The following is a 15,034-nucleotide window of genomic DNA, read 5'->3' on the forward strand; positions in this document are numbered from 1 at the left end:
GCTTCACCCTAGCGCGTCAAGACAAGGCCGGCATCAAGCGGCCATGTGAGCCAGACCATGTCGCCGAAGGTGATGGGCCGATCAACGAGACGCGACACATTGGCCTGCGCCGCACGGACGACACGCCCATCGGCAAGCTTGACGAGAAAGACGGAAAAATCTCCCAGATAGCCTATATCCCAGACCTCGCCATGGACCGCATTGATACTGACATCGACGGGCTGATCCAGCGCGATGCGGACCTTTTCAGGCCTTATGGCGAAGGCGACGGATGCGCCTGTAGCGGCAGCACATTCCTGCTCCACGGCGATGGAAACGCCCTGGCTATCCAGCCTGACAACAGGTGGATGACCTGGCTGCAGGACCTCGCCCGTGTTTGCCATAACGGCACATTCCAGAATGTTGATATCGCCGATGAACTCGGCAACATAACGGGTGTTGGGCGCCTCATAGATTTCGGCAGGCGTTGCAACCTGCATCACAACACCCTTGTCCATGACCGCGATCCGATCAGATACGGTCATCGCCTCTTCCTGATCGTGGGTGACGATTAGGAATGTCAGGCCGAGCGTGTGCTGGATATCCATGAGTTCGAACTGCGTTTCCTCGCGCAGCTTGCGGTCGAGAGCACCCAGCGGCTCGTCCAGCAGAAGAACCTTCGGGCGCTTGGCAAGCGAGCGCGCCAGCGCAACACGCTGCCGCTGTCCGCCGGAAAGCTGTGCGGGCTTGCGCTTGGCGAAGGCTTCCAGCTTCACCAGCTTCAGCATCTCATCGACACGCGCCGAAATTTCGCCTTTCGGCAGGCCATCCTGCTCCAGGCCGAAAGCGATGTTCTTCTCGACCGTCATGTGCGGGAAGAGCGCGTAGCTCTGAAACATCATGTTGGTGGGGCGCTTGTAGGGTGGCGTGTTGGCGAGATCCTTACCCTGCAACAGGATGCGTCCCTCGGTCGGCGCTTCAAAGCCCGCCAGCATGCGCATCAGCGTGGTCTTGCCGCAGCCCGACGGCCCCAGGAGCGAGAAGAATTCCCGCTCATAGATATCGAGCGACAGGTTATCGACCGCAACGAAATCGCCGTAACGTTTGGTGATATTCTCAAAGCGGATGAAGGGCACGGCATGCGGCTCGGTCCAGGGAGAGAATTTGCGCTTTACCGGTCCCAAAGATCTGGCCATGCCCGAGCCCCTGCTTCACCCAACAATTTCACATTGCCGGAACCTCCGGCAATGTGTTCGTTCAACGCTTATTTGCCGGTCTTGATCGACGTCCACTCGCGGTTCAGGACGCGCTGGGCCTTGGGATCGTAGGGCGAGATGGTGAAGAGCTTTCCGAGCGTTGCCTCGTTCGGATAGACCGACGGGTTCTTCGCAACGGATTCATCGATGAACTTCTGCGAGGCGAGGTTGCCGTTGGCGTACTGAACAAAGTTCGAGGCCTTGGCTATCACCTCCGGCTTCATGAGGTAGTTGATGAAGGCATGCGCTTCCTCGACATGCTTGGCATCTGCCGGGATCGCCAGGTTGTCGAACCACATATAGGTGCCTTCCTTCGGGATGACGTAGTTCACCTTGACGCCGTTCTTGGCTTCAACCGCGCGCTTCTTTGCCTGGAGAATGTCTCCCGACCAGCCGATGGTGATGCAGGTATCCCCGTTCGCCAATTCATCGATATAGGCCGAAGAGTTGAAGCTCTTCACATAGGGGCGAATCTTCCTGTAGACCTCGCCACCGGCCACCAGATCGGCAGAGGCCTTGCTGTCGGCGTTCTTGCCGAGATAATTCATGGCAATTGCAAAGGTTTCGTCGGACGCATCCAGGATATTGATGCCGCAGCCCTTCAGCTTCTTGGCGTTTTCCGGCTTGAAGAGAACATCCCAGCTATCGATGGGAACATCACCGAGAGCCGCCTTTACCTTGTCGACATTGTAGCCGATGCCGGTGGTGCCCCACATATAGTTGACGGCAAACTGATTGCCAGGATCATACTTCGCCAGGCGCTCCATGACCTGCGGCCACATGTTGGAGAGGTTCGGCAGCTTGGACTTGTCCAGCTTCTGGAAGACACCGGCGCTGATCTGACGGGCGAGGAATGGCCCGGTGGGTACCACGACATCGTAACCCGAGCCGCCTGCCAGAAGCTTTGTCTCGACGATCTCGTTATTGTCGAAGACGTCATAGACAACCTTGATGCCGGTTTCCTTGGTGAAATCCTCCAGGATCGATTCATCGATATAGTCAGACCAGTTGTAGACATGAACCACGCGTTCCTGCGCCAACGCCATGGTTGGCAGGGCGGAGGTCGTGAGGATTGTCGTTGCCAAAGCGGCGCCGGCAGCGACGAGGCGCAAGGTGGTCTGTCTCATAACAACTCCTGTTCCATTCTTCTCCGGCTTCGCGTCAAACGCGCCCGGAATTTTTACGTCGTTTCAGAAGAGTAGAAAGGAAAAAGGTGTGCCACAAGCCTAAATGTTCGGCAGCGCACAAGGCTTGTTCAAATTGGCTCTACTGGAAGTCATAGGCGCTTAGCCCGGTCACCATCTCGTCCAGCCCGAGCGGACGCGTGACCGGAGGCTCTGCCCGGGACAGACAGCCCTGCCGCTCGCAAAGACGGCACGCGGTTCCCGTTAGAACACGTGCCGCAGGCATTTCCGCCGCTTGGCGATAGATTATGTCACCGCTGGCTTCCAGCTCGCAGCCGAGCAAAAGCGCCGTCCGGCGAAGCCTTTCGCCATAGGCGGCATGTGGGCCGTCGATAGTTCGGCAGATCGTCAGGAATTGCGTTGCATCCGGCATCTCCACGCAGTCCACCAGAATTTGACCGGGTTGGGAGAACGCAAGGTGATGACCGAGCTTCGGACAATTGCCGCCGAACCTGGCTTTCGGAAAGCCCTGCACGCCCGCGCGACGCAGATGGTTTCCCGCGTGATCCACTTCCATGATGAAAAACGGAGGCACTGCACTGCCGGGTCTGCCGAGCATGGACAGGCGGAATGCCGCCTGCTCGAAAGATACATCGAACCGAGCCGCCAGAACCTCGACGTCGAACCGCGCACGCTGTGCCGCCGCCAGAAAGGTACCGTACGGCATCATCAGCGCCAGCGCGCCGAGCCGGGCCAGTTCAAAACGGGCAATCCGCTGCGCCTCCGCGACCGGCAATGCAAGATCCTGAAGCTCCTGAGCGATTTCTTCCCGCAGCGCCAGCAAGGCAACCTCCTGCGCCACCTCGCGACGACGTTCCGCAAGAGACAGGCGCTCTGACAAAAACAGCCGCATCGAATGCCGATCGTAGCGACGCCTCAACATCGGCATGGCATGCACCGGCAGGATGCGCACCGAGATGCCATGACTGCTTTTCAGCCACGCCTTCAATTGACCGGCCGGATCATCCGCTGACGGAAGAGAGGCCAGGAAGGCTTCCGCGGCCGCCTCGATCCGCGCAAAGAAACTGGAGCGCCCCTCCAGCTTTTCCCGCACGAGATCGATCGGCAACCTGGTTCCGGAGATAGATGTCTCATGGCCTTCGCGCGCCAGGATTTCTGCAAGATCAGAGAGCCTGACCGCCTGCTCCCGATAGGCGCGATACAGTTTCAGGACGCCGCCTGCCGCATTCGGAGCCCCTTCAGCCAGATCGACCAATTCCTGATCGCCAGGGATTTCACCCGCCAGCAACGGATCAGCAAAGACTTCCCGCAACTGAGCCGCTGCACCACCACCTTCAGCTTGCAACTGCTCCAGATCGACCTTGTAGACGGACGCCAGCCTGAGCAGCAATTGAACCGTCAAAGGTCGCTGATTTCGCTCGATGAGGTTCAAGTAGGATGGCGAAATTCCGAGCCCCTCCGCCATGGCCGTCTGCGTCAGGTCCAGGCTCTGTCGCAAGCGTCGCACTTTGGGTCCTGCAAAAATCTTGCGTTCAGCCATGTCACATCCTTTGACAATCGCCAACAGAGGGAGAATTTACAATTTTGACAAGTTTACAATGCGTTTTGTAAATTGCAACACATCCTAACCTCTTTCATCCTGCTGATTTTGCTTATTTTCTGGCGCTATTTTGCAACGCAATGTAAATCTACTCTCATCGAAACGCAGCGAAGATCTTCTGTCCTAGCCGCGAATACATATCGGGAGAGAGCACAATGACAGACTTTTACAATCTTGTTCCAACCGCACCCAAAGGCCGCTTTGACGGCATCGAGCGTCCCTACACGGCAGACGATGTGAAGCGTCTGCGCGGCTCGGTCGAGATCAAGTATTCGCTGGCTGAGCGTGGCGCGATCCGTCTGTGGGAGTTGCTCGACCGCGAAGATTTCGTCAATGCACTGGGTGCACTGTCTGGCAATCAGGCCATGCAGATGGTTCGTGCGGGCCTGAAGGCCATCTACCTGTCCGGATGGCAAGTTGCGGCAGATGCCAATACGGCGTCTGCCATGTATCCGGACCAATCGCTTTATCCGGCCAATGCGGCGCCGGAGCTTGCCAAGCGCATCAACCGCACCCTGCAGCGGGCAGACCAGATTGAGACCGCCGAAGGCAAGGGTCTCTCTGTCGAGACCTGGTTTGCACCCATCGTTGCCGATGCGGAAGCCGGCTTTGGCGGCCCCTTGAACGCCTTCGAAATCATGAAGGCCTTCATTGAAGCCGGTGCCGCTGGCGTTCACTTCGAGGACCAGTTGGCCTCTGAGAAGAAGTGCGGCCATCTGGGCGGCAAGGTTCTGATCCCGACCGCTGCGCATATCCGCAACCTGAACGCTGCACGCCTGGCAGCCGACATCATGGGCGTTCCGACACTCATCGTGGCGCGAACCGATGCGGAAGCGGCGAAACTGCTGACATCCGACATCGACGAGCGGGACCGTCCTTTCGTGGATTACGATGCCGGGCGCACGTCCGAAGGCTTCTATCAGGTCAAGAACGGCATTGAGCCCTGCATCGCTCGCGCCATCGCCTATGCGCCGCATTGCGACCTGATCTGGATGGAGACCGGCAAGCCCGATCTGGAGCAGGCCCGTAAGTTCGCAGAAGCCGTGCACAAGGCGCATCCCGGCAAGAAGCTTGCCTACAACTGCTCGCCATCGTTCAACTGGAAGAAGAACCTCGATGATGCGACCATTGCGAAGTTCCAGCGTGAACTGGGCGCCATGGGTTACAAGTTCCAGTTCATCACGCTGGCTGGCTTCCACCAGTTGAACTACGGCATGTTTGAACTGGCGCGTGGCTACAAGGAGCGCCAGATGGCGGCCTATTCGGAGCTGCAAGAGGCGGAATTTGCCGCCGAAAGCAATGGCTACACGGCCACCAAGCACCAACGCGAAGTGGGCACCGGCTATTTCGACGCCGTCTCGCTTGCCATCAGCGGTGGCCAGTCCTCCACGACAGCGATGAAGGAATCGACCGAACATGAGCAATTCCGCCCCGCGGCGGAGTGAGCTCGCGAAGCCTCGCCCTCCCCAACCTGACCTCAAGGGCGAGGCTTCAATCCCATCTGCAACCGTTCAAGAACCCCCAACACAAGAGGAGAAATGCCATGACACCCCAGACCCGAGTCAAGGAACGCGCCGAAGAACAGGCGACATCGATGAGCACTGACCAGCAATCTGCCATCCGCATGCTTGCCAACGAGCTACATCGGCTGAACCACGCCGTCATGAAAGCAGTCGAGGCAGGCGTTTCGGTTGAGCTCGTCCGCTCAGCCCGCCACCACGGCGGCAACGGAAACTGGGGCGACCTCATGATACCGGTTGTCGTTGCGCAACCGAGGTAGGCAATATCTCATTGTCATGATTGAAAACAGAAAGGGCGGCCATTGCGGACCGCCCTTTTTTGATGTGTCGAGCCGGGATCAGGCTGCGCGCCGCGTACCAGACGTCGTGTTCTCCAGACGGAATTGCTGGACCAGTTCGCGAAGCAGGGCAGCTTCTGCCGCAAGTCTCGAACTCGCCTGATTAGTTTCGGCCACCATTGCCCCGTTTTGCTGGGTCAACTGATCCATCTTGTTGACGGTCGTGTTGATCTCCTTCAGCGCGGAAGACTGATCCTGGCTGGAGGTTGCGATCGACTCGACATGACGGCTTGCCCCTGCAATCTGCTCGCTGATGCTGGCAAGGACCTTGCCGGCCTGCTGCACGAGTTCCGAACCATTCTGCACTTCGGCGCTCGACTGGTTGATCAGCGCCTTGATCTCCTGCGCTGCGCTGGCGGAACGCTGCGCCAGTTCGCGCACTTCCTGCGCCACAACGGCAAAGCCCTTGCCTGCCTCGCCTGCGCGAGCTGCCTCGATACCCGCGTTCAGGGCAAGAAGGTTGGTCTGGAAGGCAATCTCATCGATGACTTCGATGATGGATTCGATCTTGCCAGACGCTTCCTCGATGCGGGACATGGCTTCTACGGCGCTGTTGACTACCGTTGCGGAACTGTCCGCAGTCTTGCGGGTCGAAGCAACGGCAAGGTTTGCCTCACGAGCACGTTCTGCAGAATTGGAGACGGTGACCGTGATCTCGTCGACGGCCGCGGCGGTCTCTTCAAGGGAGGCGGCCTGCGATTCCGTACGCCGAGCCAGATCGCCGGAAGACTGACTGAGAGCGGCGGTGCCGTTCTCAATGGTTATCGCGCTTCCGTGGATCTGCGAGATCGTCTCTCTCAACCGCGTGATCGATGCGTTGAAATCCTGCCTCAACTGTTCGAGCCGACCGGCGAATTTCGTCTCGATCGTGCGGGTCAGATCACCTTGCGCAAGACGGGCCAAGGCAGAGCCGAGTTCAGCCACGGCTTGATTGATCTGGCCATCGAGATGCGCCTTCTCTTCATCGTGATGCAAGCGCTCTGCATCCGCCTTGGCACGCTCCTGCTCGGACCGGGCTTCAACCATCTGCTTCTCTTCTGCATTTCTGCGGAAGATTTCGAGCGCGCGGGCGATATTGCCAAACTCGTTCGCACGGTCTGTGAAAGGTACTGTGACATCCTGGCCCTCGGCAATGGCCCGAACGGTGTCGGTCAGTACCGGCAAGGGACGAACCAGCCTGCGTGTCATGACGAAACCGATGAGGCCAACACAGCTGATTGCAATCAAGGCCGTTACCAGCATAAGCGTCGCGGATGCCTTGAGCTCGGCGAAGTAGACTTCAAGTGGGATGCCGATGAACAGCATTCCCGTTGTTGCCCCGGTAGCATCCTTGACCGGGAAATAGCCTGTGATGAAGTCACGGCCGAAAAGAGTGGCCGGGCCAAAGTAGGCCTCGCCGCGTGCCAGGTATGGCTGCGCCGGGTGGTCCGCAGCCAGCTTCGTACCGATGGCGCGATCACCATTTTCTTTCTTGACGTTGGTCGAGATGCGGACGAAATCCGCGCCCTGTTTTTCGAAGATGGTTGCAACGCCATTGATGGATTGGGCAACCCGGTCAACAAGGACATGGTCGGCAACGGCAACTTTGCCGGACTGTGAAACGGCGGTTACAATGCCATCCTTAACCTGCATCGTGGATGTCGGAATAGCGGCGGTGTAGAGCGTTGCCATGGCACGCATGGCAGATTGTGCATCATCCTTCGACCGGCCTGTAATTTCCGCGCGCACATTCCAGTAAGTCATACCGGTAACGCAAGCAACAGCGGTGACAACGAGAAGAAGACAGAGACCGAGTATCCGCGCCGTCACTGAGGCTGGAAGAAATTTAGACATGTGGACCCCCATAAACGACTGATCTTTGTCAATTTACCAAGGGTCAGTAAAAGAGTTCTAAATTTCTAACTTAACACGTATTAATGACAGAATGCCTGGATAGAAGGGCAGCGGGACGCCAATGCGCCGCACTGCCCTTGATTTTTATGAATGTCACAGTGAGAGGCAGAGAAGCGCCAAGGTGGCAAATCCGGACACAGCCAAAAGCCGAAGGCGGAAATTTGCCTGCTCCTGTGCGATGGTGAGAGCGATGGCACGTGCACTTTGCTTCTGCATGGCATGATCCTCTAACTGATACGCTCGGCTCGAATGTCTTTGCGTTCTGGTTGTCACTACGTTCCATCGAACGCAGGAGATCAGTGTGGAAGACGACACTTAACAACTGCTGAAGACCCGCGGTTGCCACGGTGCTGCCTGTGCCCACATAGTAAAGAACCTCCCAACTGACTGCCGGGAGGTTCCTGTCCTGCTGATCTTCGGTACAAGACAGCGCTATGCCGCGCGATGCCGCTGATGGGCATGGTGGGTGCCCGCATGGGTGGCCACCTTGAACTGCTGCAGCAGTTCGACCAGTTGATCGGCCTCGTCAGCCAGTTGACGGCTTGCAGCACTGGTTTCCTCGACCATCGCGGCATTCTGCTGTGTCAACTGGTCCATCTGGTTCACGGCACCGTTGACCTCCTGCAGCGCAGAGGATTGATCGCGCGAAACATGGGCAATGCTTTCCACCTGCTGCGCGATGCGTGTGACCTGGTCACCGATCGTTTCGAGAGCCTGTCCGGTCTGCTGAACGAGATCGGAGCCTTTGTCGACCTCTATGGTCGAGGCGGTGATCAGTTCCTTGATCTCCTTTGCAGCGCCCGCAGAGCGTTGTGCCAGTTCGCGCACTTCCTGCGCGACGACAGCAAAGCCCTTGCCAGCCTCGCCTGCACGCGCAGCCTCCACGCCAGCATTCAGCGCCAGGAGATTGGTCTGGAATGCGATGGCATCGATAACCTCGGTGATCTGACCGATCTTCTGCGATGCTCCTTCAATCCGCTGCATCGCTGATACGGCGTTGCGAACAATGATCAGCGATCCATCCGTATTGCGACGCGTGTCATCCACGATGGCATGGGCCTCGCGCGCTCGCTCGGCTGCCGAACGAACATTCGAGGTTACCTCGCTGACGGCTGCCGCAGTCTGCTCCAAGGACGCCGCCTGGGTTTCGGTTCTGCGGGACAGATCATCGGTTGATTGCGACATCTGTCGAACATTGCTCTGTATGGCGCCCACATTCTCCTGAATGAGACCGATCGTATGCTGCAGCCTGGTCAGCGACGCATTGAAGTCGACGCGAAGCTGTTCCAGGCGACCGACGAAAGGCGTGTCGATCGTCGAGGAGACATCACCAGCGGCCAACCTCTCAAGGCCCTGTGCAAGCGCACCGACGGCAAACTGGATCTGTCGATCGGCTTCCTGCTTCTCCAGCTCGTTACGGCGACGCTCTTCATCTGCAGCCGCACGCTCCTGTTCACTGGCCGTTTCGATGCGCACCTTTTCCTGGGCATTTTCCTTGAAGATACCAAGAGCACGCGCCATGTCGCCGATCTCGTCACGGCGCTGTTCGCCATCGATGGACGTATCAAGGTCGCCGGAGGCAAGACGACGCATAGCGGCAGAAATGGCGAGGATCGGTCCCTTGAAGGTGAAGACAAGGCCGATACCGGCGAAGATTGCAACGAGAATACCCAGCATCATGGCGGTGACCGAGATCTGGTTGGCCTTGTCGCGCTCGACACCGGCGGCATCGCGCTGGGCAGCGGCAAAGCGGGTCAATGTTGCCCAGATACGATCGATATCTGCAGCAGCAGCCTTGAATTCAGCAGCACGCTTGGTGGAAAGCTCCAACAGCGCGGCAGCATCCTTGTCCATTTTCGCGGAAATGGGGAGCATTGCAGCAGCCCGCTGGCGAACCTGTTCTGAGGAATTCTTGTCCGTCTCGAGAACACCGACCGGGATTTCCAGCATCATCAAGGCATCCTGCAGTTCCCGCAGTCCTGCCGCCGTCGGCTTGGCACCATAATGCGCCGATTTCAGCTCGATTGCGCGAATGGCATCAAAGATCTGCCGCGTCGTGGCCAGGAACTGGGTTGCACGGGCAATCGGCTCGTCGAGCTGGCCAAACACCTCCATAGCCTGACGGGCCTTCAGTGTAGAGATACCCTGCAGGCGGATGGAGAACGGGCGCATCAGATTGACGATACGGTCGATGTTGTCCACCGTCGTTTCACTGGCGGTCGGAATGGCCATCAGATCCCGGATCTGCTTCAGATTGTCCGTCAGCTGTCCGGCCAGCGCCTGTTGCTCCGCAGGAAGAGATTCACCGATGGCTGCCACGGCCTGGGCGAAATCACCGACCTGCTCCTTCAGGACATCCATTTTCTCCTGTGGCGCGGTCTTGCCGTTGAAATCAGCCACCAGCTTGGCGATCACGTTGGCGCCGCGAGTGAGCTTTTCCGCATCACGCAGGAGAGATTTTGCCTTGGTTTCATCGGCGGCGAGGTTTTCGCGCGCGCTCGTGGCATAATTGAGCAGGTCCGTCTGGCTGCGCACCAAGGTCGCAAGACCATCGTCCAGGTTTTGGCGGACCGTCTTTTCCTGCTGATACTGCGTCCAGAGCTGATCGACACGCGAACCGATCGCCTCCGTTCCCTTCACGGCACTTTCGATTTCGGTGAGGCTCTCATCTGAATTGGCACCAGAACGAACCGATTGAAGCAGGCTGGACTGCGTCTCAATCTGCTTCTTCAGATTGGACCTCGCCTCTTCCGTCGTATTCTGGAGGAAGGAACCCATGCCGGAATAGACATCCTTGAAACCGCTCAGCGATTGAAGCACCGAATTTGACATGTCCATCCGCGACTGCAGAAGGCTCGACGCATAAAGGCCGGAAAGGCCGACTGCGGAGATGCTGACGACAAAAGGCACAATAAATGCGATGACTTTCGTCTGAATTTTGAAACGTGCGAGCATGCGATCGATCATCATGCTTTTCCCCTTGGAATTATTATCGCTGATCCAGCGCTTCCAGCCTCATGCGGACTGTTCTCCCAAGTTCTCGCACCCAGCAATGAACGAAAAATAAACAAAGCAAGAATCGGATTTAAATTTTAATCCTATCAATTAGTTGCATTCTAATTGACCGGCATTTCACCAACCTGCGACTTCAAAAAAATGCTTATTCACGCGGTTGGTGTGATGTTCCTCAGCGTCTCGGCGCATACGTATCCAGATGACCAGGCCCACTGAAAATTGTAGCCACCCAACCAGCCGGTCACATCGACGGCCTCGCCGATGAAATAGAGACCCGGCACTTTCTTCGACTGCATGGAACGTTGGTCAAGTTCGTTCGTATCCACTCCACCCAGCGTCACCTCGGCAGTCCGATATCCCTCCGAGCCTGCCGGACAGATCTGCCAATTCTGGAGACTGTCGCAAACCGCCTGAAGCTTGCGGTCGCTCTGGTCGGCCATGGTCCCCGAGAATCCGTTCTCGTCGGACAGATACTGGGCAAGACGCTTTGGCAGAATATCGCCAAGCACGGTCTGGATCGCCTGCTTGCCGTTGGCCTGCCTGGCATCCTTCAATCGCTGCAGGATGTTCAAGTCCGGACGAAGATGAAGACCGATCGTTTCACCCTCGCGCCAGTAGGAAGAAATCTGCAAGATCGCGGGTCCACTCAGGCCACGATGGGTAAACAAAAGTGCCTCTTTGAAATCAGTCTTCCCGCAGGATGCCCGTGCATCGACCGCAACGCCAGACAGCGATGAGAGCTTCTCAAGCTGCATTGGGTCGAGCGTCAATGGCACCAGGGCCGGCCGGGTCTCCGTCACGGCAATGCCAAACTGCTCAGCAAGCTTGTAGGCGAAGCCGGTCGCGCCCATCTTGGGAATGGACTTGCCGCCTGTGGCAACGACCAAGGCCCTGGCCTCAACATCCGTATGCTCAAGGCGAACCCGAAAACCGTCGATCGTCTTGTCGACCGCAGAGATCGTCTGCTGCAACTGCAGCTCGACCTGTCCTTTGCGCATTTCTTCGAGCAACATCCGCACGATTTCCTTGGCGCTGTCATCGCAGAACAATTGGCCGAGCGTCTTTTCGTGCCAAGGGATACGATAGGAATCGACCAGGGCAACGAAATCCTTAGCGGAGTAGCGCGCGAGTGCGGATTTGGCGAAATGCCGGTTGCCCGAAATGTAGTTGGCAGGGCTTGCATGAAGATTGGTGAAGTTGCAGCGACCGCCACCGGAGATACGGATCTTTTCGCCCGGTGAGCGTGCATGATCCAGCACCAGAACCGAGCAGCCTTTTTGACCTGCCTGCGCCGCACACATCATGCCCGCAGCGCCCGCACCCAGCACAATCACATCATACATCGGCTTCATCGCCCGCAGTCCCTTGGTCATTTCCGGCTTCTGTGTTTGTCGGAATGCCGATAAAGTCAATGCGGCCCCCTCGCCAATCATGCGGTTGCGACTATGATGCGATGCTATCGTCAACAACGACCGGTGAATCATGCCGCCCAGAAAGAAGCCGTCTGCACCTGCTTCGAAAAGCGTTCTCAAATCTGCCGCCACGCAGCCACCCTTGACCTCGCTGCGCGGTGTTTCAAGCTGGCGCGAGGCTGCGGCCTGGCTGAAGGCTCGTGGTATCGAGGATGTGGAATGCATCACGCCGGATCTTGCAGGCGTGCCACGCGGCAAGATGATGCCGACATCGAAGTTCACCTCGAATACCTCGCTCGCGCTTCCGTCTGCGCTTTATCGGCATACGATTTCCGGCGAATACCCGGACGAGACGGAAAACTTTCGATACGAACCGCGCGACAGCGACCTGAAGCTGGTGCCCGATCTTTCCACGCTTTCCGTCGTTCCATGGGAAACGGACCCGACTGCGCAGGTGATTTGCGATGTCGTCGGAACGACGGGCGAACAGGTGCCCTACACGCCGCGCAATGTGCTGAAGAATGTTTTGCGCCTTTACGAGGAAAAAGGCTGGAAGGCCGTCGTTGCGCCAGAGATCGAATTCTATCTCGTGGCAATCAACGAAGATCCGGACTACCCGCTGCATCCACCGAAAGGCAGATCCGGCCGTTCGATCGTTGGCGGTCAGGGCTACTCGATTGCCGGGATCAACGAATTCGACGAGTTGATCGACGATATCTACCATTTCTCCGAAAAGCAGGGACTGGAGATCGACACGCTGATCCACGAAGAGGGACCGGCACAGCTGGAGATCAACCTGCGGCACGGCGATCCCATCCAGCTGGCGGACCAGGTGTTCCTGTTCAAGCGCACGATCCGTGAAGCGGCCCTGAAGCACGGCATTTATGCGACCTTCATGGCCAAGCCCATGCAGGGCCAGCCCGGCTCTGCCATGCACATCCACCAGTCGGTCGTGGACACCAAAACCGGCAGGAACATCTTTTCCAACGAGGATGGCTCCCCTTCCCGCGCCTTCTTCCATTTCATCGGCGGCATGCAGAAATATGTGCCGAGTTCGCTGGTGATGTTTGCGCCCTACGTGAACTCCTACCGGCGACTGACGCCGGACATGGCATGCCCTGTCAACAATGCCTGGGGCTATGACAACCGCACGACGGCATTTCGCGTTCCGATTTCGGAACCGGCTGCGCGGCGGGTGGAAAACCGTCTGCCAAGTTCGGATGCAAACCCCTATCTGGCGCTTGCCGCCTCGCTGGCCTGCGGCTGGCTCGGCATCATGAAAGGCATCGAGCCGACAGAGCCGACCTATGATTCCGCAAACGAGGGATCGATCGAGCTGCCGCGCGGCCTGCTGGAGGCAGTGGCTCTTCTCGAGGATGAGCCAGCGCTGGAAGAGGTGTTCGGCAAGGAGTTCATCGGCCTCTATGCGGGCGTGAAGCGTGGCGAGTTCGAAACCTTCATGCAGGTGATCAGCCCATGGGAGCGCGAATTCCTGCTCCTGAACGTTTGATGCGGGACAGCACATGAACTGGCAAAGCCCGATCGCACCCGGCATCTCCTGGTATCAGGACAGCCTTGGAGAACGGCCGGACTATCCGGCCCTCGCTGGCTCCACCACAGTGGATGTCGCCATCATCGGCGGCGGCTACACCGGTCTGCAAGCGGCCTACAATCTGGCCAAGCGCGGGGTTTCGGTCGTGCTGATCGAGGCTTCACGTTTCGGAGACGGAGCCTCTGGCCGCAACGGCGGCCAGCTTGGAACCGGTCAGCGCGCCTGGCCGGACGAGCAGGAGGAGGAACTGGGCTATGAGCGGGCCAAACTTCTGTTTGATCTTGCCGAGAATGCCAAACGGCATCTGCTGGAGTTTGCCGAGATCCATGGCATCGATATAGATTACATGCCCGGCCAGATGAACGTGTCGCATAAACAGGCCTATGAGCGGGATTACAGACAATCGGCGGAAGTTCTGGCGACACGCTACAACTATCCGCATGTGCGCTTCATGGACAGGGCGGAAACCTCGCAACGCCTTGGTTCCAACCTATATCACCATGGCATTCGCGACATGGGAACGGGGCACATTCATCCCCTCAAGCTGCTTGTGGGACTGGCGCGCGTTGCCGCAGCGGCAGGTGCCAAAATCCATGAGATGACACCGGCGAAAGCCGTTCGCCCCGCGAGTGGAAAGACGACGATCGATACCCCGCGCGGCACCATCACCGCAGAACGGGTGCTGATTGCGACCAACGCCTATATCGGCAATCTGGAACCCCAGACAGCGGCGCATGTCATGCCGATCCGCTCCTTCATCGGGGCCACCGAACCGCTCGATGCCTTCCCCAACATTCTCCCCGGATCGGAGGCGGTGGCCGATTCGCGTTTCGTGGTGCGTTATTTCCGCAAGAGCCGGGACAACAGGCTGCTGTTTGGCGGACGCGAGGCCTACACTGCAGACAGTCCGCGTGACATTTCGAAGCACATTCGCAGGCAGATCGCGGAAATCTATCCGGAACTGAAGGACATCCGCATCACGCATGGCTGGGGTGGATCTGTCGGCATCACCATGCCGCGCAAACCCTTTGTGCGAGAGGTCATGCCCGGCGTTACCTCGATCGGCGGATTTTCCGGTCACGGCGTGATGTTGTCCAATTATTCCGGCAAGATGTATGCCGATGCCATTGCCGGAAACAGCAACGAACTGGATATACTCAAGGAATTGAAGGTCCCGCCCTTCCCTGGCGGTTCGCGCCTGCGAAGTCCGCTGTTGTTTCTGGCGCTGACATGGTACGCGCTACGCGACCGTTTCTGATGTGAAAAGCAGATCCCGACGAAAGGGGCTGGCTTTTTTAAATCGATTAGATTATTGAGTACGCAA

The 15,034-nt window shown here is 58.0% G+C and carries 11 protein-coding genes; 4 read left to right on the forward strand and 7 right to left on the reverse strand.

The window, feature by feature from the left end; translation table 11 throughout:
• Positions 1-8 precede the first annotated feature (8 nt).
• The 3 genes from G6N80_RS08080 to G6N80_RS08090 form a co-directional block, all read right to left on the reverse strand.
• On the reverse strand, positions 9-1,175 hold the full coding sequence (locus G6N80_RS08080) for an ABC transporter ATP-binding protein (RefSeq protein WP_165132958.1): 1,167 nt from the start codon (positions 1,173-1,175) through the stop codon (positions 9-11).
• 68 nt (positions 1,176-1,243) lie between these two features.
• A complete protein-coding gene (locus G6N80_RS08085; RefSeq protein WP_183898016.1) occupies positions 1,244-2,362 on the reverse strand; it encodes a polyamine ABC transporter substrate-binding protein in 1,119 nt (372 codons plus the stop codon).
• Positions 2,363-2,501: 139 nt separating this feature from the next.
• Positions 2,502-3,920, reverse strand: a complete 1,419-nt coding sequence (locus G6N80_RS08090; RefSeq protein WP_165132961.1) for a helix-turn-helix domain-containing protein — start codon at positions 3,918-3,920, stop codon at positions 2,502-2,504.
• A 215-nt stretch (positions 3,921-4,135) separates the two neighbouring features.
• Between G6N80_RS08090 and aceA the strand changes: the two genes are divergently transcribed.
• Positions 4,136-5,425, forward strand: coding sequence for an isocitrate lyase (gene aceA, locus G6N80_RS08095; RefSeq protein WP_165132964.1), 1,290 nt, complete (start codon positions 4,136-4,138; stop codon positions 5,423-5,425).
• A gap of 98 nt (positions 5,426-5,523) precedes the next feature.
• The gene (locus G6N80_RS08100) at positions 5,524-5,760 is read left to right on the forward strand and encodes an SMc00767 family acetate metabolism repressor (RefSeq protein ID WP_062555397.1); all 237 of its coding nucleotides are present in this window, start codon (positions 5,524-5,526) and stop codon (positions 5,758-5,760) included.
• Between the two features lie 78 nt (positions 5,761-5,838).
• Here the strand turns inward: G6N80_RS08100 and G6N80_RS08105 are convergent, their stop codons facing one another.
• The 4 genes from G6N80_RS08105 to G6N80_RS08115 all read right to left on the reverse strand — a co-directional run bounded on the left by G6N80_RS08105 (position 5,839) and on the right by G6N80_RS08115 (position 12,098).
• Positions 5,839-7,671 (reverse strand): methyl-accepting chemotaxis protein, encoded by a 1,833-nt coding sequence (locus G6N80_RS08105; RefSeq protein ID WP_165132967.1) that lies wholly within the window; start codon positions 7,669-7,671, stop codon positions 5,839-5,841.
• 153 nt (positions 7,672-7,824) lie between these two features.
• Positions 7,825-7,947: a hypothetical protein gene (locus G6N80_RS23495; RefSeq protein ID WP_280139192.1), complete on the reverse strand. Its 123-nt coding sequence runs from the start codon at positions 7,945-7,947 to the stop codon at positions 7,825-7,827.
• A gap of 216 nt (positions 7,948-8,163) precedes the next feature.
• A complete protein-coding gene (locus G6N80_RS08110; RefSeq protein ID WP_165132970.1) occupies positions 8,164-10,701 on the reverse strand; it encodes a methyl-accepting chemotaxis protein in 2,538 nt (845 codons plus the stop codon).
• A 194-nt stretch (positions 10,702-10,895) separates the two neighbouring features.
• The gene (locus tag G6N80_RS08115) at positions 10,896-12,098 is read right to left on the reverse strand and encodes a BaiN/RdsA family NAD(P)/FAD-dependent oxidoreductase (RefSeq protein ID WP_165136978.1); all 1,203 of its coding nucleotides are present in this window, start codon (positions 12,096-12,098) and stop codon (positions 10,896-10,898) included.
• A 130-nt stretch (positions 12,099-12,228) separates the two neighbouring features.
• Here G6N80_RS08115 and G6N80_RS08120 point away from each other — a divergent pair, with 130 nt between their 5' ends.
• The gene (locus G6N80_RS08120; RefSeq protein ID WP_062555394.1) at positions 12,229-13,668 is read left to right on the forward strand and encodes a glutamine synthetase family protein; all 1,440 of its coding nucleotides are present in this window, start codon (positions 12,229-12,231) and stop codon (positions 13,666-13,668) included.
• Between the two features lie 13 nt (positions 13,669-13,681).
• Positions 13,682-14,968 (forward strand): NAD(P)/FAD-dependent oxidoreductase, encoded by a 1,287-nt coding sequence (locus G6N80_RS08125; protein WP_165132973.1) that lies wholly within the window; start codon positions 13,682-13,684, stop codon positions 14,966-14,968.
• Positions 14,969-15,034 lie beyond the last annotated feature (66 nt).

The sequence above is a fragment of the Rhizobium rhizoryzae genome (assembly GCF_011046895.1).
Lineage (GTDB): Bacteria > Pseudomonadota > Alphaproteobacteria > Rhizobiales > Rhizobiaceae > Neorhizobium > Neorhizobium rhizoryzae.